Origin of the sequence: Pseudomonas gingeri (assembly GCF_013385635.1) — a bacterium.
In the GTDB taxonomy this organism is placed as follows: Bacteria; Pseudomonadota; Gammaproteobacteria; order Pseudomonadales; family Pseudomonadaceae; genus Aquipseudomonas; species Aquipseudomonas gingeri_A.
The window spans coordinates 43,099-63,599 of sequence record NZ_JACAPR010000029.1; the positions used below are offsets into that span (position 1 = coordinate 43,099).

Genomic DNA, 20,501 nt, shown 5'->3' on the forward strand with positions numbered 1-20,501 from the left:
GGAATTACCACTATAACGAGCAAAATAATGGCCGGCATTATCCGGTTTTTCCGCCAGAAGAGCACGCGGTCACGGTATCTCGCACGCGTTTGCCGGCCATGGCCGCTGTTTGCCCCTCAATACCCGGTCATTTCCAGATAACCCACGCCCTTCTGGCTGCCGGTAAAACTGATCGGTCCTTCCCAGTAGGGAAACGCGGTGCCCATCCAGGCATCGTCCCGCAACGGACGGGTGTCGATGCGCAGCTGTTTGCTCGGGATCTGCAGTTGCCACTCCACCGGCAAACGCCGTCCGGCGACATCGGCCTGTCGTCCCGGTGTCAGCACGATCTCATCGCCCCTGAGCGCTTGGACCTCGCCATCGGCGCTGATCCAGGTGCCGGCGCGATAGCGCTGGCCGTCCGTCTGCCGGACCTGGAACAGCATGACTTTGGCGCCATCGGCCAGGTGCAGGGAGAACCAGTCCCAGCCCGACTGGTCGGCGGCCAGCGGTTGGCTGCTCCACTCGCGGTCGAGCCACGCCTGCCCCGTTACCCGGACCTCACGACCGTCGACCTGCAGGCTGCCGCTCACTTGGAAATACGGCTGGCTGTAGTACCACGACGCCTGTCCCTTGCCGGACTTCAGGCTGTAGCCGTGGTCGCCCTGTAACACCAGCGGGCGCTCGCTGCGCAGGTTCAGCCGGTAGGCGAAGTCACTGCCGTGGGCCGCCAGTTGCATATCGCCCAGGCCCTGGTTGAGCGATGACCGGGCGTGAAACTGCCAGTCGTCGATCCAGGCCTTCAAGGGCTCGGCCTCCACCCCGGCTGTGCCTACCCCGCCGCGAGCGAGGGCCTGGGCGTAGTGATGGCCGTGCTCGCTGGTCAAAGCCGCATGGCCCATCCATAAGGTCGGCTCGCTCCAGCCGGTCAACTTGCCGGGCACCTGCAAGGCATTGCGGAACAGGGTCCATTGCACGCCGTAGGAATGGCCCTCGGCATCCTTGAGGTTGGCGGTGACATACCACCACTCGATGCGGTAGTCGCCGTGCGCACCGTGATCACGAGGAAACACCAGGGGTTGGCCGGGCAACACCTGGGCGTACCCGGCGGCGTTCGAACCGAGCCCGGCAAAACCTTCGGGCTCGGCCTGCTGTTGATCGCAACCAAGCAACAGCAGGCCGAGCCACACCAGCAACAGCCTCCTAGCGTTCATTGGCAAAGGTCCTCAACAGTTCCACCGGCCGCACCCGCAGCAGTTTCCACAACGGCCAGGCGGCAGCGACCAGGGTCACCACCAGCGCCAGCACCGACAGTTGCAGCAACTGCCAGGGAAAGACCTGCATCGGCAGGCGCCAGCCGAAGGCCTGGACATTCACCACCGCCACCAGGCACCAGGCCAGCGCCAACCCCAGGGGAATCGCCAGCAGCAAGGTGATCGAGGCCAGCAGCAGGGTCTGCCCCAGGCTCAGCAACAATAGTTGCCGGCGGGCGACACCCAACGCCCACAGCGGCGCCAGTTGCCCCAGGCGACTTTCGCTCAAGCTCAGCAGGCTGATGAACAACGCCACGCCGGCCACGCCCAGGGTCAGGCTGTTGAGGGCCGCGGTCGCCGCGAAGGTGCGTTCGAAGACCTTGCCGGCGGCGTCCTTGAGTTCGCTCTGGTCGATCAGATGGGCCTCGTCGAAGTGGAAGGCCTGCTGCAACTCGCGCTTGAGCGGCGCCACGGCCTCGGGCTCTGCCAGCAAGCTGTAGCGACTCGGCCGCAGGCCCGGCCAATGGGCTTGCAGGGCCAGGCCTTCGAGCAACAGATGGCCCTTGGGATTGCCATAGTCGGCGTACACCGCCAGCACCGGCAGCGACCAGTCGCCGCTGGGTGTCGGCAACACCAGGCGCTGGCCGAGGGCAAGCTTGAGGTGGTGTGCCAGTTGCTCACTGATCATTACGCCCTCACCCGCCGCCCAACGCGGCCAGGCATCGTCACGTGCTTCCAGCAACGGCCAGTGCTGGCGATAGGTGGGCACATCGGGTATCCCGCGCACCTGGATCGGCCAGCCTTGCAGGCTGATCTCGGCGTCCCAGCCGGGCAGTACCGCCTGTATATCGGTACGCTCGGCCAGCCAGTGCTCCAACTGCGCGTCCTGCTCGGGGCCTTGCGGTGTGATGTACAGCTGGGCAGCCAAGCGCTGGTCAAGCCAGTTGGTAAAGGTCTGGCGAAAACCCGAAGTCATACTGCCCACGCCGATATTCGCGGCCAAGGCCAGCAGCAGCGCCATCAGCGCCAGGCTCAAGGCCGGCAGTTGCTGGCGGCTGTCGGCGATAAACCATTGGCTCAAGGGCCGGCGACAGGCCGGCAACACGCCGCTGAGGATGGCGTTCAGGCACACCGGCAGCAGCAAGGCCGCGGCCATCAACAGCGCGGCCATCAGGGCAAAACCACTGGTCAGGCTGTCGCCCCAGAAAATACAGGTCAGCACCACCAGGGCCAGCAATCCGGCCAGCCGGGCCTGCTGGCGCAAGCGCCGGGCCTGTGCCGAACGCCAGGCTTCAGCCTGGGCCAGCGCCAGCAACGGCAGGCGCGCGGCCCGCCAGACACTGCCGGCCCCCGCGAGCAAGGCACCGCCCAGGGACAGGCCGAGACCCGCCAGCCAGTCGCCCGGTGGCAGGTTCAGGCTGCCGGCCACTTCGGCGCCATACAGACCGCGCAGGCTGGCCGCCACATCCGGCAGCAGCAGGCTCGCCAGGCCATAGCCGCTGACCACGCCGAGCACGCCGCCCACCAGGGCAAACCCCAGCAGTTCCACGGTCAAGGCACTGAGCAGGCAACGGGCGCTGACGCCGCAGGAACGCAGGGTCCGCAGCAGGCCACGACGCTGTTCCAGGGCCAGGCCGATAGCGCCGTGGACGATAAACAGCCCGACGATAAACGCCAGGAATCCCAGCGCGCTGAGATTGAGGTGAAAGCTCTCGGTCAGGCGCGCCAGGTCACTTTCATCACCCGGAGCCTGCAAGCGCAAACGGCTCACCAGGTCCGCCGGCAAACTCGGGTTGCCGCGAGCAAAGTCCGTCGCCAGCAACAACTGCGAAAGCTGTCCCGGCCTATTCAGTACCCGTTGCGCGGCCCCGATATCCATCAGCAGCAGGCCCGGCGGCAGTTGCGCACGCAGGGCCAGTGGCGGCAATAACTCCCCTTCAGGGCCCCGGGGACGATCGCCGACCTTCAAGCCCAAACGTTGCAAGGTGTCGAGTGCCACCCAGGTCTGTCCCGGTACGCCGATAAACGCCAGTAACTGCGCGCTGTCCACGGCCTCACCGGCCAGACTGCTGCCCTGGGGCAGGCTGACCGGGTCGATGCCCAGTACCTGCAAGCGCTGCACATGTCCCGGATGCCGGGGATCGTCCAGCTCCAGCCGGCCTTGCAACAGCGGTGAAACCGGCCAGCCCGCCAAGCGCAACTGGACAAACAGTTGCTGCTCGAAGCGCTCGCCGTCGCGGCTGACCAGTCGATAAGGCGCCGCCCCGCCGATCAACTGGCTGGCCCGCGCGTAACTCTCCCGCGCCTGACTGTTGAGGGCCTGCACGCCGGTCAACAAGGCAGTCGCCAACCACAGGCCGGCCAGCACGCTGCACAACTGCACGCGATGACGCCACCAGTGGCTGAGCAGCGCGCGCAAGGCCCAGTAGAAAGTCCTCATGCCCCCGACAGCTCGCTCAGACGGCCATTGTGCAAGCGCACCCGACGTTGCAATTGGGCAGCCATGCGCTCGCTGTGGGTGACCATCAGCAGGCTGGTGCCGTGGTCGACCAGCAGGTCCAGCAGCAACCCCAGCACTTCGTCGCTGGTGCTCTCGTCGAGGCTGCCGGTGGGTTCGTCGGCGAGCAGCAACGGCGGTTTTGCGGCCAGGGCCCGGCCCAGGGCCACACGCTGCTGCTGGCCGCCGGACAGTTGCTCGGGATAGCGCGACAGTGTCTGCGTCAGGCCGAGGCGCTCCACCAGTTCATCCTGCCAGCGCGGGTCATGCCGACCGGCCAGGCGGGCCTGGAAGGCCAGGTTGTCGGCCACGGTCAGGCTGGGAATCAGGTTGAACTGCTGGAAGATCAGGCCGATATCGTGGCGCCGCCAGCTCGCCAATTGGGCTTCGTTCAATTGGCACAGATCACGCCCGGCGATTTCTATCGCCCCGGCATCGGCCCGATCCAGCCCGGCCACCAGATGCAGCAAGGTGCTCTTGCCACTGCCGGATTCGCCCATCAGCGCCAGGCTCGCCCCCTGCTCCAGTTCCAGGTCGACGCCCTGCAACACCGCCAGCGGCCCCTGGGCGGTGGCGTAGGCTTTGCTCAGCCCGCGAATACGCAACATCGATAACCTCACTCAAGACAAAGCCCGACCGACGAATCGCCGGGGCGGGCTTCACGATGACTGCTGTTATAGGCTAGCGCGGGTGTTTTTGCACCGTCGATCAATCGGGGAAGTTGGCTTTCAGTGCCGCCAGGCCACCGCTGTAGATGCCGTGGAACAGCGCCACCACTTCCTCTTCGCTGACGCCAACCGGGGTGAAAATCCCGGCCCATTCGACAATCGCCGTCTGCGGAGTGCTGCCCTCGCGTACCTGCAGGGTCGCCAGGTAGTCGGTAGCGGGAAACGGTGCCTGCTCGATGGAATAGCTATAACGCCGGGCGCGGTTATCGAAGGCCTCCAGGCGCTCGACCACGGTGCCGCCATCGGCGGTGTGCAGCGTACGCACCCGCCCGCCTTCGCTCAGGCTGCTCCGGGGAATGAACGGCAGCCAGTCGGGCAGCGAATCGAAGCCGCCCATCAATTGCCAGACCTGCTCGGGTGTCGCGGGGATTTCAATCGTAACGGATGTTGCAGCCATGAAAACTCTCCGGAAAATGCCTAGATAGCCAGGCTATCGACAACACCGCCATCGACCCGCAGGGCGGCACCGGTGGTGGCGGAAGACAGCGGTGAAGCGAGGTACACCGCCAGGTTGGCCACCTCCTCCACATCCGCTGCCCGCTGGATGATCGAGGTCGGCCGCGCGGCCTTGACGAACACATCGGCCTCGTCCCGGGCACTGCGTCCCGAGGCGGCGGTGGCGTCCTTGAGCATCTCTTCCAGGCCGTCGGTAAAGGTCGGCCCGGGGAGGATCGCGTTGACCGTCACGCCACTGCCCGCCAGGCGCTTGGCCAGGCCATGGGAGACGGCCAGGTTGGCGCTTTTGGTGACACCGTAGTTGATCATATCGGCGGGAGTGGCGATACCCGATTCGGAGGAGACGAACAGCACCCGTCCCCAGCCGCGCTTGACCATCGCCGGGGTATAGTGCCGCGACAGGCGCACGCCCGAGATCACATTGACCTCGTAGAAACGCGTCCATTCTTCATCCGGAGTGTCGAAGAAATCGACATCGTTGAAGATCCCCAGGTTGTTGACCAGGATATCGGCGTCCGGCTCGGCCTTGAACAGCGCCTCGGCACCCGCGGCCGTGCCGAGGTCGGCAGCCAGGCCGCGGACCTCGGCCTCGGGATGGGCGGCGAGAATGACCGCGATGGCCTCGTCGACCTTGGCCTGCTGGCGGCCGACGATCACCACTGTTGCGCCGGCGCCCGCCAGGCCCTTGCCGATCCCCAGGCCGATACCGGCGGTGGAGCCACTGACAATGGCGACCTTGTTGGAAAGATTGATCTGCATATGAACCTCGATTGAATGAATAAAGCGATATCAAGCCGAACACCGACCCTGTAGGAGCCCGGCTTGCCGGCGAAGAGGCCCGTGAAGCCGCTGGAAGCTTCACAGGTTACCGATCGTTCCCACGCTCCGCGTGGGCATGCCTCTAGGGACGCTCCGCGTCCGTTCTTGTGACGCAGAGCGTCACGGGCTGCATTCCCACGCGGAGCGTGGGAACGATCATCGGGGCTTTCCCGTTCTGTCAGCTCAGCGGCAACGGCGCGTTACCCGCCACCAGTCCGGCGCTGCGCAAGGCCTGCCAGAATTCGGCCGGGATCTTGGCCTGCAACGCCGCCACATCCTCGGCAATCCGCCCTGGCCGGCTCGACCCCGGAATCACCGCTGCCACTGCCGGGTTGGCCAGGGAGAACTGCAACGCCGCAGCCTTGATGTCCACGCCGAAGTCCCGGGCAATCGCCTTGATCCGTTCAACTTTAGCCAGAATCTGCGGCGACGCCGGCTGGTATTCGAAATTCGTGCCTCCGGCCAGCACACCGGAGCTGTAGGGACCGCCGACGACGATATCGACGTTCTGCGCCGCCGCCTCCGGCATCAGCCGCTGCAAGGCACGCTCATGGTCCAGCAGGGTGTAGCGGCCAGCCAGGAGGAAACCGTCCGGCTGTGCCTCGGTCAGTTGCAGGGTCAGTTCGCACGGCTCGACCTTGTTCACCCCCAGGCCCCAGGCCTTGATCACGCCTTCTTCACGCAGGCGGGTCAGCACCCGGAACGCCCCCTTGCGGGCCACATTGAAGTACTCCAGCCACTCGTCGCCATAGAAGTCCTGGGCGATATCGTGGACCCAGACGATATCCAGCCGGTCGGTGCCCAGGCGCTTGAGGCTGTCCTCGATGGAGCGCAGCGTGGCATCGGCGGAGTAGTCGTTGACGATCTTGTTCGGCCGACCATGGGCGAACACCCCGGCCTTCTCGCCCAGGTCACGGGCGGCGACGTCTTCGACTTCGTCGAGGATCACCCGACCGACCTTGCTGCTCAGTACGTACTGGTCCCGTGGATATCTGGCCAGCGCTTCGCCGAGGCGGATCTCCGACAGCCCGGAGCCGTAGAACGGCGCGGTGTCGAAGTAACGCACGCCCTGGGCCCAGACCGCATCGACGGTGGCCTGCGCTTCGTCTTCGGGGATCGCGCGGAACATGTTGCCCAGGGGGGCGGTGCCAAAACCGAGGACGCCCGGCAGCAGATTTTTCAGACTCATGATGGATTCCTTCGAATTCAGGTGGGTGGATCGCGGCGGCCTGCCAGCAGCGACGTCGATCGCGGTGTCGGGGCAAATACTAGGTTGCGGAGTTTTGACCGTCCAAGACATAATTTGTGCAACTTGAGTCCTCTGAGGTCTGACATGATCGATCTACGCCAGCTCCGCTACTTCGTCGTGGTTGCCGAGGAAGAGCACGTCGGCCGTGCGGCCGAACGCCTGCACATATCGCAATCGCCCCTCAGCCGGCAGATCGCCCAGTTGGAAGAGCGCCTCGGGTTGACGCTGTTCGAGCGCAGCCAGCAGCGCATTCGCCTGACCGTCGACGGCCAGACCTTCCTCGCCGAGACCCGCGCCTTCCTGACCCACGCCAATCGCCTGGAGTCCCTGGGGCGGCGTCTGGGCCGGGGAGAAGAAGGCGGCCTGTGCATCGGCTATATCGAGAACGCCATGCACTCGGGAGTTCTGCCGGATGCCTTGCGGACCCTGCGCACGGCCCGGCCGGGGGTGCATATCGCGCTGTACAGCCTGAACTCGGCGGAACAATTGGAGGGTCTGCGCCAGCGCAGCCTGGATATTGCCCTGGTCAGCGAACCGCCGGTGGCGGACGACCCCGACCTGGACAGCGCCCGGGTGCTGGACGACCCGATGCTGCTGGCCCTGCCCGAACAGCATCCATTGGCCGTGCTCGACGAGCTGCGCCCGGAGCATTTCCCCGGCCAGGAATGGATTGCCGTGCAACATCGGCAAAATGCAGGCAAGCAGGATGACTTCGTCTCGGCCTGCATCAAGGCCGGCTTCAACCCGGATATCCGCCTGGAAGCCAGCGAACCGCTGACCGCCCTCGGCCTGGTGGCGGCGGGCCTGGGCCTGACGATGATCCAGCGCAGCCTGCGGCACAACGCCCCGCAAGGCGTGGTGCTGCGGGAACTGCCGTGGTTGTTCTACACCACTCCGCTGTGGGCCGCCTGGCATCGGATCAACCTGCGACCGCTGGTGGCGACCTTTCGCGAAGTCCTGGTCAACGACACCTACAGCGTCATGCCATCCCTGGCGACCAGCACCGAGGCCGGCAACGTCCCGGCGTGATCCAGCAACCAGGCATCCAGCGTGTGGCCGACATGGGTCAGCACCGCCTGCAGCGGGTTCAACGCGGCAATCGTCGCCAGCGCCAGGTTCAGGTCGTTGTGATTGCGCGGAGCCTGGGGCTGCGGCGGCATGGAGCAATCCAGCACCAGCAGATCCAGCGGCTGCCGTAGCAGGAAGGCCTCGGTCTCGGCGGGCAGGCCAACGGTATCGGTGAGATAGGCAACGCGGCGACCCGCGCCTTCCAGCAGATAACCCAGGGTCGGTTTGGAATGCACCAGTGGCAGGGCCGTGACGCTCAAAGCCCCCCACTGACGGGTTTCAAAGGCCGCGAACGGCTGGCTGAAATCGAGAATCCCCGGATGCTTGTAGAGGTCCGACAGCCCTTCCGGATCGGCCGGCCCGTGCACCGGGATCACCAGGCCCTGGCCCCAGCGCAGATGCAGCAAACCCTGGGCGTGATCGGCGTGGTAATGGGTCTGCAGGATGCCGCTGAAACTGCGCGGCGGAAAACGTTCGGTGAGGTCCGGCAGGCCGCTGTCGATCAGCCAGCGCTGGTCGCCGCACTCCACCAGGGCACTGCACGGCAGGCGCCGCAGCGCCGGCTGCCGGCGGGCCGCGGTGCAGGCTCGGCAGTCGCAGCCATACACCGGCACCTGGCGTGCATCGCCGGTGCCGAGCAAGGTCAGGCGCATGTTCACTCCTTGCCGATCAGGGCAAACAACCGGGTCACGGTCTGGCGGATCGGCCCGGAGTTATCGAGCAGCACCAGCGACGGATCATCCGCCGCCAGCACGCCGGCCCCCAGGGTGAAATCGGCGTTGCGCGCCAGTCGCGCCTCGATCTCCGGCAACGACTCGCGGCCCCGGGCCAGCAAGCGCTCGCGCAATACCACCTGGTCCACGGTCAGCAAGACCACCAACAGGTCGGGATAACGCTCGCGGGCCTGGGGCAGATAGCCACGCGAGCCGTTGACCAACACATCCTGCCCTTCCTCCAGCCACTGGTCGATCTCCCGGGGAATCCCGTAGAACAGCCCGTTGGCCTTCCAGCTCAAGGCAAAGGCGCCCTGCACCTGCATCGCCGCGAACTGCTCGGCGCTGACGCCATGGGCGGCCTCGCCGACCGCCTCGGCGGAACGGGTGATGACCCGCCGCACGATACGGCAGCCCCGTTGCGCCAGAGGTTCACGGGCGGCATCGAGCAGGCTGTCCTTGCCGGAGCCCGAAGGCCCGATGAGATAGATCAACCTGCCCGCCATCAGAACACCCTCTTCGCTTGTCGCCATACTTGCTGGATCACCGGCAGGCCGCCCTGGTTGCGTGCGTGGATCAGGTCGGCACGCAGGCCGACACGGATTTCCCCACGGTCGTCGAGCCCCGCCGCCCGGGCCGGGGCCCGGCTGACCATGGCAACCGTACGTGGTAAATCGCAGTCGTTGTCCTGGGCGGCCAGCAGAAAGGCCGCCTGCAACAGGCTGGCCGGATAATAATCGCTGGACAGGATATCCAATAACCCGTCTTTTGCCAGTGCCGCCGCTGCCACGTTGCCCGAATGCGAGCCGCCACGCACCACGTTCGGTGCGCCCATCAGCACCGCCATGCCCAACCGGTGGCAGGCATTGGCCGCTTCCATGGTAGTGGGGAACTCGGCGATGCTCATGCCGAAGGCCGCCGATTCCTCGACGTGGGCCAGGGTCGCGTCGTCATGACTGGCCACCGACAGCCCGCGAGCCAGGCAATCCTCGACAATCGCCCCGCGATAGCGGTTGCTGTACTGCGCCGAGTTGGCGATCTGCAGCACGATGAATTCATCCATCTGCTCGTCGCTCAGGTGGTACTTGCCCATGTAGTACTCGCGGTACTTGGACTCCAGGGCGAACTGGCGCTGGCCCGGTGAATGGTCCATGACCGAGACCAGTTGCACCAGCGGGTTTTCCACCAGGTCGCGAAACACATTCAGGGTCTGCGGGTGGCAGACCTCGCAGCGCAGGTGCAGGCGGTGCTCGGCGCGGGTCAGGCCGGCGGCGCTGGCGGTGGCGATGGCATCGAGCATGCCCGGCAGTTGCTGCATGCGCTTGCCCTTGGGATTGACGTCGCCGATGGACAAGGCGTCGAACACCGTGGTGATCCCCGCCGCGATGATCTGCGCGTCATGGCTGAGCACCGCCGACACCGAGGGCCAGTCCACGCCGGGACGCGGGGTCATGTGCTTTTCCAGGTTGTCGGTGTGCAGCTCGATCAACCCCGGCAGCAGGTAGTCGCCTTGCAGGTCCTGGGCCTGGGGCAACTGGCTGCAACCCTCGCCGATCTCGGCGATCAGACCGTCGCGCAGGACCAGGGTGCCGGTGAATTCCTGGTCGGCGAGGACCAGTCGGGCGTTGCTGAGAATCTGTTCGTTCAGCATGGCGTGGTTTCCTTGGGCATCGAGGCAGTCGGGGTCATGTCGAGATGGCGATCGGCGACCGCTTCACGGGCGGCGCGGTCATGGAAAATGCCGATCAAGGCGGTGCCGGCGGCTTTCGCTTCGCCGATCAGTTCCAGCACCACCTGGCGGTTGGCGTCGTCGAGGGACGCCGTGGGTTCGTCGAGCAGCATCAGCGGCCAGTCCACCATGAAGCCACGGGCGATGTTCACCCGCTGTTGCTCGCCGCCGGAGAAAGTCCCCGGCGCCAGTTGCCAGAGCCGTTGCGGGATATTCAGGCGGCTCAGCAAGGCTTCGGCGCGGGCCTGGGCGACGCTGCGTTCCCAGCCGCGAGCCAGGGCCGGCTCCATGACCACGTCCAGGCAGGCGACCCGCGGGATCACCCGCAGGAACTGGCTGACATAGCCCAGGGTACGCTGGCGCACGTCCAGCAGCTCCCGCGGTTCGGCACCGACCAGTTCCAGCCAGTCGCCGCCGTGGCGGACGCGGATGCTGCCGCCGGCCGGCAGGTAGTTGCCATACAGGGTGCGCAGCAAGGTACTTTTGCCGGCACCGGACTGACCGTGGAGCACCAGGCATTCACCGGCATCGACGCTGAACGCCAGGCCGTCCAGCACATTGAGCACCACACCGTGTTGCTGGTGCAGGGTGAAGGTTTTCGAGAGGTCGCGGACCTCGAGCAGCGTTGTCATGGGAGACACCTCAAGCGGAACGCGAATCAGGGTTGCAGGACGGAAGACACCAGCAGTTGCGAGTAGGCATCCTGGGGGTCGTCGAGGATCTGGTCGGTGAGCCCCGACTCCACCACGCGCGAGCGGCGCATGACCATCAGCCGGTCCGCCAGCAGGCGCGCTACCGCCAGGTCGTGGGTGACGATCACCACCGCCAGGTCCAGCTCGCGCACCAGGCCGCGCAGCAGGTCGAGCAGACGTGCCTGCACCGACACGTCGAGGCCGCCGGTGGGCTCGTCCATGAACACCAGGCGCGGCCCGGAAACCAGGTTGCGGGCGATCTGCAGGCGCTGTTGCATGCCGCCGGAAAAGGTCCGTGGCAGGTCGTCGATACGCAGCGGATCGATCTCTACCTGGCTCAGCCAGTCAAGCCCGGCGGCACGCAGTTGCCCATAGTTGCGGATGCCCTGGGCCATCAGCCGTTCGCCGATATTGGCGCCGGCGGAGACCCCCATGCGCAGTCCGTCACGCGGGTTCTGTTCGACAAACCCCCATTCGGTGCGCAACAGCGTGCGCCGCTCGGCTTCGCTGGCGCTGTAGAGATCAATCCAGTTGTCGGACTTGTCGCGGTAGACAATCGCCCCGCTGTCCGGCGGGCAACGGCCGCTGAGCAGCGACAGCAGGGTCGACTTGCCCGAGCCGGACTCGCCGACGATGCCCAGCACTTCACCAGGATAGAGGTCGAAGCTGACGTCCTGGCAACCCTTCTCCGGGCCATACAACTTGCCCAGGCCACGCACCTCCAGCAAGGGCTTGGCGCGTTCGTTGCGGCGCGCCTGGACGGCCGGGTTCAGTAAGGCGGCATTCATTGGCCTTGCTCCTGTTCGCTGACGCGCTGGGCGCAGTAATCGGTGTCCGAGCAGACAAACTGCTGGGTGCCGGCGTCGTCGACGATCAACTCGTCGAGGAACGAATCGTGGCTGCCGCAGATCGCGCAGCTCTGTTCCCAACGCTGGATCTCGAAAGGGTGGTCCTCGAAGTCGAGGCTGGTGACCCGGGTATAGGGCGGCACCGCATACAGGCGTTTCTCACGCCCGGCGCCGAACAGCATCAGGGCCGGGCTCATGTCGAGCTTCGGGTTGTCGAACTTGGGAATCGGCGACGGATCCATCACGTAGCGGTCGTCGACCGTCACCGGATAGGCGTAGCTGGTTTCGATATGCCCGTAGGTGGCAATGTCCTCGTACAACTTGACGTGCATTACCCCGTAGTCGTTGAGGGCGTGCATGGTCCGGGTCTCGGTTTCCGACGGTTCGATAAACCGCAGCGGCTCGGGATTGGGCACCTGGTAGACCATGATCTGGCCTTCGCGCAGCGCTATTTCCGGAATCCGGTGGCGGGTCTGGATCAATGTCGCCTCGGGCGTACGCTCGGTGGTGGCGACACCGGCGGTACGGGCGAAGAAACGGCGGATCGACACCGCGTTGGTGGTGTCGTCGGCGCCCTGGTCGATGACCTTGAGCACATCATCGGCACCGAGGATCGCCGCCGTCAGTTGCATGCCGCCGGTGCCCCAGCCATAGGGCAGCGGCATCTCGCGGCCACCGAACGGCACCTGGTAACCGGGAATCGCCACGGCCTTGAGCAGGCCACGGCGGATCATGCGTTTGGTCTGTTCGTCGAGGTAGGCGAAGTTGTAGGCCTCGTCGCGAATCGGGGTCTGGCCGTTCATCAACGGTTCTCCTCGGGGTTGCGCAGTTTGCGAATCAGTTCCAGTTCGGACTGGAAGTCGACGTAGTGCGGCAGCTTGAGGTGCGAGACGAAGCCGGCGGCCTCGACGTTGTCACAGTGGGCCAGCACGAACTCTTCCTGCTGGGCCGGTGACACCACCTCTTCATTGAATTCCTCGGCCCGCAGCGAGCGATCTATCAGGGCCATGCCCATGGCCTTGCGCTCGGCATGCCCGAAGGCCAGGCCGTAGCCGCGGGTGAACTGCGCCGGCTCGGTTTTCGAACCGACGAACTGGTTGACCATCTCGCACTCGGTGACTTCGATGCTGCCGATGGCGATGGGGAAACCCAGCTCCGCCGGCTCGATCCAGACTTCCACCGCACCGATGCGGATCTCCCCGGCGAAGGGGTGATTGCGCCCGTAGCCGCGCTGGGTCGAATACCCCAGGGCCAGCAGGAAACCTTCATCGCCACGGGCCAGTGCCTGTAGGCGCTCGGCACGCGTGGCCGGGTACTCCAGGGGTTTGCGGGTAATATCGTCGACGGCCGCGCCCTGGTCGCTTTCGGTCTTGATCAGTCCTTCCCTGGCCAGTAACTCCAGGACTCGCGGACACGGCGCCAGGCCGGCGCCCTCTTCTGCCTGCGGTCCCGGATGCTCGCCCTCGGCCAGCAGCGCGAAGTCCAGCAGGCGGTGGGTGTAGTCGAAAGTCGGACCGAGCAACTGACCGCCCGGCACGTCCTTGAAGGTCGCCGACAGACGCCGATCGAGCTGCATGTCCGAGGTATCGATGGGCAGGCTGTCATTGAAACGCGGCAGCGTCGTTCGATAAGCCCGCAGCAGGAAGATCGCTTCCACCAGATCACCGGCCGCCTGTTTGATCGCCAGCGCGGCCAGTTGTTCGTCGTACAGCGAGCCCTCGGTCATCACCCGGGCCACCGCCAGCGGCAACTGCTGGCGGACCTGCTCGACCTCGAGTTCGGCGATGGCGGTGTCGCCACGGCGTTTTTTCGCCAGCAGGCGGTGGGCATTGTCGATGGCTCTCTCGCCACCCTTGACGGCTACATACATCAGGCAAGCTCCTCGGACAGGTGGCTGACACGGGTACTGCGCGGCAAGCCGAGCACGTCGCCGGCTGCCAGGAAAAACACATCCAGCCCACGGGGAAACGCGCTGTGGCGCTCGCGCTGGTGCCAGAACTCCGCGGCCAGCGGCAGGCTGACCCGCTGTTCATCGCGGATACCCGGACCAAACCAGGCCAGGGAACGCCCGCTCTCCAGTTGCGGCAGCTGGACCAGCAAGGTGCAGGACTGGTCCGGGTAACGTTCGTTGCCCAGGTCGAAGCCGGCGAGATCGTTCAGGTCCTCGGCCGCGAGCAGGGCAAAGCGCGCTTCTTCGCGTTGACCGGTCAATGGGCAGCCACAGTGAAACGCCAGGTTGGCGCGGATCGCCGGGGTGCCGAAGGACGGCGCCAACCACAGCGGGGTGTCGCCATCGAGCAGCGCCAGGCACAGCGCGTAAGTCGCCGGCGCCAGGCCGTCGAGGCTCGACAGCAGCGGCAAGGCCTGGGTCACGCCCGGATTGGCCAAGGCGTTGAGGGCCGCGCGGAAACTGCGCTGGGCATCCAGCACCGGGTCGGCGAAAGCGCCTTGCAGAAGACGTGCACTCATCAGTTTTCTCCTCGCACCAGGGTGAAGAACTCGACCTTGGTCGCGGCGGTGTCGGCCTCTTTCGCGGCCCGACGCTGGGCCTCGGCATGGGCCAGGGGTTCGATCAGTTCGCCGAGCCAGCGCGCTTGCTGGCTGCCTTGCAGATGCGCATCGGCCAGGGCGGCCAGCTCGGCATGCTGCTTGTCGCGTCCGGCCAGATAGCTGTAGCCGACCCGGCCATCGGCCAGGCGCACCACGCAGCGGGTGACGGTCATTTCGCCGATATTGAAGGGGGCACCGGTGCCGCCCATGCGGCCGCGCACCAGGGTCATGCCGACCTCTGGGGCACGGATCAGTTGATAGTCGGTGTCGCGCAGGGCCGCTTCATGGGCGTGCAGCTCGACGCCCTGGGCACGGGCCAGGACGCCGATCCAGCGTTGCCGTGCAGCGTGTGTTTCGGGAGCGGTCATCTCGAGGTTCTCCATCAGGTCATGACCTGGTACTGAAAGCGGTCCGAACGACTGGTGGACAGCGCCAGCTCCACCGGCCGTCCGGCGGGGTCACGGGAAACGGTGAGCACCGTCAGCACCGGCATGTGCCGGGGCATCAGCAAAAGGCCGGCCTCGTCGCGGCTGGGCAGGCGCGCGCCGATCAGGCTGAAGGTGCGGGTCAGGGGCAGCTTGCGGTCGGCGAAGAACTGCCGCAGCGAACCGCCGTTGTAGGGGTCCAGCCAGCGCGCACGGCTGGCGCAGTAGCGATGGCGGATCAGGCTCACCGGCTGTTCGTCGAGCAGGCGCAGAGTCTGCAGCTCGATCAGCGGCGCCTGTTCCTGCAGTTCCAGGTGGCGGGCGTCCTCGCGGCTCGCCGGGCAGTGCCGGCGGCGCAACAGCAGCGCCTGGACACCGACGCCCTGGGCCGACAGCGACTGGCTGTAGGCGCTGTCCGCCGCCATCGGATAGATCAGCGGGCGTTCCAGCACCTGGGTACCCTTGCCCTGCAGGCGCAACAGGCAACCCTCGGCCACCAGCTCGTCGATGGCGCGGCGGATGGTGTGGCGATTCACCGAGAAGCGCGAGGCCAGCTGGACTTCCGGCGGCAGGTAGTCCCCCGCACGATAACCGGACAGCTCGCGGCGCAGGGTGTCAGCCAGCTCGCGGTAGATCGGCTCTACTTGTCTAGACAATGTCATGGCTAAAAAAAGCGCCCTCAAGGCACCCTCTCCGATCAGATGAATTGTTTGCGCAGGCGTTGCGACAGGATGTCGATCACGCTCACCACGAAGATGATCACCAGCAGCACCGCGCAAGTCTGGACGAACTGGAAGGCGCGGATGTTTTCCCAGAGGATCACACCGATACCGCCGGCACCGACCATGCCCACCACCGTGGCCGAGCGCACGTTGGACTCGAAGCGGTACAACGCGTAGGAGATCCACAACGGCATGACTTGTGGGATCACCCCGTAGATCACTTCCTGCAAGGCACTGGCACCCGTGGCGCGCACGCCTTCCACCGGACCCGGGTCAATCGCCTCGACCGCCTCGGCGAACAGCTTGGCCAGCACGCCGGTGGTGCTGATCCACAGCGCCAGGACGCCGGCGAACGGGCCCAGGCCGACCGCCACCACGAACAACATGGCGAACACCATTTCGTTGATCGAACGGAACGAGTCCATGACCCGGCGCAGCGGCTGGTGAATCCACCAGGGGGTGATGTTGTCGGCGCAGAGAATGCCCAGCGGCACCGAGCAGACAATCGCCAGCAGCGTGCCCCAGAGGGCGATATGCACGGTGACGATCATTTCCTTGAGGTAGGAGCGCCATTCGTGGAAGTCCGGCGGGAAGAAATCGGCGGCGAAGGTCGCCATGTTTCCCGAATCGCGGTACAGCTGCAGCGGGTTCATTTCCGCGCCGTGCCAGGCCCAGGCAAGCATCGCCAGGAACAGGCCCCAGCCGATGTAGCGGGTCCAGGAGCGTTTGCCGACAATATCGGCGTGTGCAGCGTGAGTATTCATGAGCGGCTCTCGTCGACGGAGGATGACGCGCTGCCTGGCGGGTACGGCCCAGGCAGCACGGCCCGGTGCCTCAACCCGCCTTGGCGGCGGTCTGCTTGTCCAGTTCGCTGATGCGGTCCTGCAACTTCGCCAGGCCGGCGTCGATGTCTTTCAGGCGAGTGGTTTTTTCCTCGGCGCTCAGGGTGGTGCTGGCGCTCACTTCGGTGCGCTGCTTGAACAGTTCGAGCTGGCGGATAGTCAGCAGTTGGTCATCGCTGGACTTGAGAAACTTGCCCAACTGCATGTTGGTCAGCACGGCCTTCTCTTCCGGCGTGTCGCCATAGGTGGCGAAGAACTCGCGGATCTTGGCCTTGTTGGCATCCGACAGATTCTTGTTCCAGACCATCGGGTCGGCCGGGATCAGCGGCGAGCGCCAGATTTCCTTGAGCAGCGCGGCATTTTCCGGCTGGGTCACTTGCAGGCGGTCCCAGCTTTCGGTGTTGAAGGTGGCAACGTCGATCTGGCCCTTGGCGACGCTCAAGGCGTTCACTTCATGGCTGGAGTTGAGGGTGCGCTTGAACGCGGTGGCGGCATCGACATGGTTCTTGGCGAACACGTAGTAGCCGGGTACCAGATAGCCGGAGGTGGAGTTCGGGTCGCCGTTGCCGAAGGTCAGGCTCTTGGCGTTCTTGAGCATGTCGGCAACGGAGTTGATCGGGCTGTCCTTGCGCACGATCAGCACGCTCCAGTAACCCGGATTGCCATTGGCGGCAGCGGTCTGGGCGAAGATCTCACCGTTGGAGCGGTCCACGGCTTCCATCGCGCCCTTGTTGCCGAGCCACGCCACGTCCACCTTGTTGAAGCGCATCCCCTGGATCAGGCCCGCGTAGTCGGAAGCGAAGGTGGCCTTGACGGTAAGGCCGGTTTTCTTCGACATGTCGTCGAGGAACGGCTGCCAGACGCTCTTGAGGTTCTGCGACGACTCGGTGGACATGAGACCGAAGTTGATGACTTGTTCCTGTGCCTGGGCGGTGCCCAGGACGCAGCTTGCCAGCAGAGCGGCAGACGCGAAGACGCGACCGATACGGTTCAACATGGAATGGATTCCTGCAGGTGCGTTAAAGGTTCGAGAGGTTGTCTGGGTTCAGGCCAGGACCAGCCGGGGCGCGTTGTCCATGCGCCGGGCCTGATCGGAAAACATCAGGCTGGTGTCCAGGTCGGCGCCGTACAGGCCGTTGAGCAACGGCCCGGTCAGCTCTGCGGCGGCGCCGTCGTAGTGGATCCGGCCGCCCTTGAGCGCCACGGCGCGGGGGCAATAACGAACGGCGTAATCCACTTGATGCAGGGTCACCACCACGGTCTTGCCGTCGCGGCGGTTGATGTCGGCGAGGATCTCCATGACCTTGCGCGCCGATTCCGGATCGAGGGAGGCGATCGGTTCGTCGGCGAGGATCACGTCCGCGCGCTGGGTCAGGGTGCGGGCAATGGCGACGCGTTGCTGCTGGCCGCCGGACAGGGTCGAGGCACGCTGGCCGGCCAGGTCGAGCAGACCGACGCGCTCCAGGGATTCATGGGCGCGATGTCGTTCCTCGGCGTTGAACAGACCGAAATTGCCGCGAAAGCGCGGCATGCGGCCTAGACAACCGAGAAGTACGTTGTCTAGAACACTCAGTCGGTTGACAAGGTTGAACTGCTGGAAGATATAACCGATGTCGGCCCGCAGACGGCGCACGTTGCCGCTGAGCCGGCCGCTGGACTGCACGTCGCGACCCAGTACCCGGACCCGACCGCCGTTGTCGCGGTCGCACACGGCAAGACCGGCGAGGTGGCGCAACAGGGTCGACTTGCCGGACCCGGAAGCGCCGATCAGCGCGACCATCTCGCCGGTCTGGATGGACAATTCGAGATCGACCAGGGCGGTCTTGCGCGAAAAGGTCTTGTTCAAACGATCGACATGGATGGCTACGGTCATGGGAGCTCTCTGTCTGGTTATAGAGGCCGTCCATGGCCGCATTGGGATGACCAGACGTTAGAGCGCGCGTGTTGCGGTCCTGCGAACAGGACATGACCGTAAAGTCACGGTTTGATGACGTTTGTGTTGATGTTTTTCCAGGAGCCACGGAATAGAAGGGTCACCCTCCGGCGCCGGGTGATCGCTGTCAGACGGTTGGCTTGCGCAATCCCCCCCCTGCACGCATGACCTTGCCATCACTGCTATACAGAAGTCACCCCCGCTTCCACATCGTGGATGCCGACATTACTGGACGTTAGGCTGTATCTTTTGCGCTGCACTCCGCCAGCAAGATGAGCCCTTCAAGTTGATAACCCTTTACTCTGATTGATGAGCACAACGCCCCGTCAGACAGCTACCTTCCAAGTTTTTTGGGGAAAATTGCTCTGGTGCATTTCCGTTAAGTTTTGCATCACAAGAAGGAACGGTCTGTCGCCCACCAGACACAGGTTTATACTGAACATATCTCACAGCACCATCCGCTGCTTGCTCAATACAAAAAGTTGCTGCATACCAGGTCCTTGAACGATAAGCATGATCCAACATAAAGTTATACGTTCTATTTACTTTAAGTTCTAGAGACCTTCTTTTTTCCTCATGCATCGGAAGTTCGTATCCTTCAGGAATGACCCCATAAACAACACAGTCTCCGGGCATCAGCACCAAGGGCTTTGCATTTTCCTTAAGGTCGACACCCCAGGACTTAGGTCCACTAACATAGCTTTCACCTACTGTAATAAACCCAACCGGCATAGATTCTACCGCATCTTTTGGAATGCATATGGCAGGCTTATGATCAATTGAGACAATATCCCCCAAGCCGATCCGGGCAAACGAAGTTGCAAAAGCCGAAGACCCAAAAAAACAAAGAAATATCATTAAATAAATCCGACGACTCATAACAACCCCTCCTTAGTTCACCTTGGAAGATTTCTCTTGTCGCCTGGGCTACTCAGAAAATCACAAACAGTGGACTCTAGCAGTGCAGGACTTTTATTAAAATTCCCACTATTCCATGTGTACCTCGCATCTCCAACAATGCATATTATATAATAATCAGAAACAATCTCACCTTGCTGCTCCATATTATAATCAGAGAGAGTGCTGTTTTTGCTCAAGGTATAAGAGTAGGCGTCGCCCCCTCGAATAGTTACTGTCAGTCCATCCCATTTCATCGAGTAACCCAACCCATGCTGCCAGACATGGGTCATTTCATGTATGAACAAGGCCTTGTCTCTGTGCGTGTCGGTGCTGGAAAAATCATCTCGATAGAGTCCCGTGCTCTCCGGATAGTACATATGCCCATTCGGCGTCACCGCCGTGTTCTGGAAGCCCATAAACAGCCACCAGCCACTGTGGTGCACCCTGACCTTGTGGTAATTGACCGCATCCTTGAACACGGTACGGGCCATTTCAATCTCACCCGCTGTCAGTCGCCGCTTCTTGCCCTTGGGCAATGGGACTACTTGTACAGAGGTCCCCATATCCGTTTCGTGGGTGCTGATATTGCTTGAGCGCAGGTCCATCTCCAAAGGTGCCTGGGTGTTGGCCTGGGCGTTTTGCGCCGCACAACAGAAGGCCTCCACGGCTTCGGGAGGGAAAAGCGTCAAGTGGGTGATCTGGGCTGGCCTCTCGGTCACTAGACGTTGCGTGTAACCCTGCTCGTCGGTCACGCCTTCATGTCTGCTGCCATCGGCCAGAAGCAGTACATACTTCAGGTTGCTCGCCCGTTCGCCATCGGGACCTACCAGGTGAAGTTGCTCGTCATAGACCGCCGCATCTGGAAACTCGAGACTTACGTTCCCCGGCAACAAAGTATGAATATTCAGGGTGCGGCCGTCCTTGTCGGTCACGCCCTTGAACACCTCGCCTTGTTGCGTGGTGGCCCGGTAGCGGGTAAACGGCATGGGTGCCTGGGTGTCATTTTTCAGGATGTACCTGCCGGAGTAACCCGCTGGTCGTGGTGTTTTCGGCGTGTCGAGACGGGTCCGGCCAAGTTTTTGTACATGGGCGCATTTG

The 20,501-nt window shown here is 64.1% G+C and carries 21 protein-coding genes and 1 pseudogene; 1 reads left to right on the top strand and 21 read right to left on the bottom strand.

From position 1 onward, the window contains the following. Positions 1–116: 116 nt before the first annotated feature. The 6 genes from HX851_RS29945 to HX851_RS29970 all read right to left on the bottom strand — a co-directional run bounded on the left by HX851_RS29945 (position 117) and on the right by HX851_RS29970 (position 6,921). Positions 117–1,193, bottom strand: coding sequence for a lipocalin-like domain-containing protein (locus HX851_RS29945; protein WP_177063590.1), 1,077 nt, complete (start codon positions 1,191–1,193; stop codon positions 117–119). After that, complete coding sequence (locus HX851_RS29950; protein WP_177066402.1) at positions 1,183–3,672, bottom strand: ABC transporter permease; 2,490 nt, start codon at positions 3,670–3,672, stop codon at positions 1,183–1,185. Before HX851_RS29950 ends, HX851_RS29945 begins: the two co-directional genes overlap by 11 nt. Further along, the gene (locus tag HX851_RS29955) at positions 3,669–4,337 is read right to left on the bottom strand and encodes an ABC transporter ATP-binding protein (protein WP_177063592.1); all 669 of its coding nucleotides are present in this window, start codon (positions 4,335–4,337) and stop codon (positions 3,669–3,671) included. The genes HX851_RS29950 and HX851_RS29955 overlap by 4 nt, the downstream gene beginning before the upstream one ends. A gap of 100 nt (positions 4,338–4,437) precedes the next feature. Next, the gene (locus HX851_RS29960) at positions 4,438–4,854 is read right to left on the bottom strand and encodes an SRPBCC family protein (RefSeq protein ID WP_177063593.1); all 417 of its coding nucleotides are present in this window, start codon (positions 4,852–4,854) and stop codon (positions 4,438–4,440) included. 20 nt (positions 4,855–4,874) lie between these two features. Continuing rightward, positions 4,875–5,672: an SDR family NAD(P)-dependent oxidoreductase gene (locus tag HX851_RS29965; RefSeq protein ID WP_177063594.1), complete on the bottom strand. Its 798-nt coding sequence runs from the start codon at positions 5,670–5,672 to the stop codon at positions 4,875–4,877. A 238-nt stretch (positions 5,673–5,910) separates the two neighbouring features. Further along, positions 5,911–6,921, bottom strand: coding sequence for an aldo/keto reductase (locus tag HX851_RS29970; RefSeq protein WP_177066404.1), 1,011 nt, complete (start codon positions 6,919–6,921; stop codon positions 5,911–5,913). Positions 6,922–7,065: 144 nt separating this feature from the next. Between HX851_RS29970 and HX851_RS29975 the strand changes: the two genes are divergently transcribed. Continuing rightward, on the top strand, positions 7,066–8,010 hold the full coding sequence (locus HX851_RS29975) for a LysR substrate-binding domain-containing protein (RefSeq protein ID WP_177063596.1): 945 nt from the start codon (positions 7,066–7,068) through the stop codon (positions 8,008–8,010). Here HX851_RS29975 and phnP read toward each other — a convergent pair. The 15 genes and pseudogenes from phnP to HX851_RS30050 form a co-directional block, all read right to left on the bottom strand. Continuing rightward, positions 7,953–8,702, bottom strand: coding sequence for a phosphonate metabolism protein PhnP (gene phnP / locus HX851_RS29980; protein WP_177066406.1), 750 nt, complete (start codon positions 8,700–8,702; stop codon positions 7,953–7,955). The genes HX851_RS29975 and phnP overlap by 58 nt on opposite strands. A 2-nt stretch (positions 8,703–8,704) precedes the next feature. Continuing rightward, positions 8,705–9,268 carry a phosphonate metabolism protein/1,5-bisphosphokinase (PRPP-forming) PhnN gene (gene phnN / locus HX851_RS29985; RefSeq protein WP_177063598.1) on the bottom strand — a complete coding sequence of 188 codons (564 nt, stop codon included), beginning with the start codon at positions 9,266–9,268 and terminating at the stop codon, positions 8,705–8,707. Beyond that, entirely contained in the window at positions 9,268–10,413 is a 1,146-nt protein-coding gene (locus HX851_RS29990) for an alpha-D-ribose 1-methylphosphonate 5-triphosphate diphosphatase (RefSeq protein WP_177063599.1), read from the bottom strand. The genes phnN and HX851_RS29990 overlap by 1 nt, the downstream gene beginning before the upstream one ends. Beyond that, positions 10,407–11,123 (bottom strand): phosphonate C-P lyase system protein PhnL, encoded by a 717-nt coding sequence (phnL, locus tag HX851_RS29995; protein ID WP_177066407.1) that lies wholly within the window; start codon positions 11,121–11,123, stop codon positions 10,407–10,409. The genes HX851_RS29990 and phnL overlap by 7 nt, the downstream gene beginning before the upstream one ends. A gap of 26 nt (positions 11,124–11,149) precedes the next feature. Then, a complete protein-coding gene (phnK, locus tag HX851_RS30000) occupies positions 11,150–11,971 on the bottom strand; it encodes a phosphonate C-P lyase system protein PhnK (protein ID WP_177066408.1) in 822 nt (273 codons plus the stop codon). Next, positions 11,968–12,834, bottom strand: a complete 867-nt coding sequence (locus HX851_RS30005; protein ID WP_177066409.1) for an alpha-D-ribose 1-methylphosphonate 5-phosphate C-P-lyase PhnJ — start codon at positions 12,832–12,834, stop codon at positions 11,968–11,970. The genes phnK and HX851_RS30005 overlap by 4 nt, the downstream gene beginning before the upstream one ends. Then, the gene (locus HX851_RS30010; RefSeq protein WP_177063603.1) at positions 12,834–13,901 is read right to left on the bottom strand and encodes a carbon-phosphorus lyase complex subunit; all 1,068 of its coding nucleotides are present in this window, start codon (positions 13,899–13,901) and stop codon (positions 12,834–12,836) included. Before HX851_RS30010 ends, HX851_RS30005 begins: the two co-directional genes overlap by 1 nt. Continuing rightward, positions 13,901–14,500 (bottom strand): phosphonate C-P lyase system protein PhnH, encoded by a 600-nt coding sequence (phnH, locus tag HX851_RS30015; protein WP_177066410.1) that lies wholly within the window; start codon positions 14,498–14,500, stop codon positions 13,901–13,903. The genes HX851_RS30010 and phnH overlap by 1 nt, the downstream gene beginning before the upstream one ends. Next, the gene (gene phnG, locus HX851_RS30020; RefSeq protein ID WP_177063605.1) at positions 14,500–14,949 is read right to left on the bottom strand and encodes a phosphonate C-P lyase system protein PhnG; all 450 of its coding nucleotides are present in this window, start codon (positions 14,947–14,949) and stop codon (positions 14,500–14,502) included. Before phnG ends, phnH begins: the two co-directional genes overlap by 1 nt. 14 nt (positions 14,950–14,963) lie before the next feature. Then, entirely contained in the window at positions 14,964–15,668 is a 705-nt protein-coding gene (gene phnF / locus HX851_RS30025) for a phosphonate metabolism transcriptional regulator PhnF (protein WP_177063606.1), read from the bottom strand. A gap of 35 nt (positions 15,669–15,703) precedes the next feature. Then, on the bottom strand, positions 15,704–16,492 hold the full coding sequence (gene phnE / locus HX851_RS30030) for a phosphonate ABC transporter, permease protein PhnE (RefSeq protein ID WP_177063607.1): 789 nt from the start codon (positions 16,490–16,492) through the stop codon (positions 15,704–15,706). Positions 16,493–16,562: 70 nt separating this feature from the next. Then, positions 16,563–17,567 carry a phosphonate ABC transporter substrate-binding protein gene (gene phnD, locus HX851_RS30035; RefSeq protein ID WP_177063608.1) on the bottom strand — a complete coding sequence of 335 codons (1,005 nt, stop codon included), beginning with the start codon at positions 17,565–17,567 and terminating at the stop codon, positions 16,563–16,565. A 48-nt stretch (positions 17,568–17,615) separates the two neighbouring features. After that, positions 17,616–18,443 carry a phosphonate ABC transporter ATP-binding protein gene (gene phnC, locus HX851_RS30040; RefSeq protein ID WP_177063609.1) on the bottom strand — a complete coding sequence of 276 codons (828 nt, stop codon included), beginning with the start codon at positions 18,441–18,443 and terminating at the stop codon, positions 17,616–17,618. 357 nt (positions 18,444–18,800) lie between these two features. After that, a complete protein-coding gene (locus HX851_RS30045) occupies positions 18,801–19,382 on the bottom strand; it encodes a hypothetical protein (RefSeq protein WP_177066411.1) in 582 nt (193 codons plus the stop codon). 17 nt (positions 19,383–19,399) lie between these two features. Further along, positions 19,400–20,501, bottom strand: a pseudogene (locus HX851_RS30050) (type VI secretion system Vgr family protein); the annotation flags it as partial.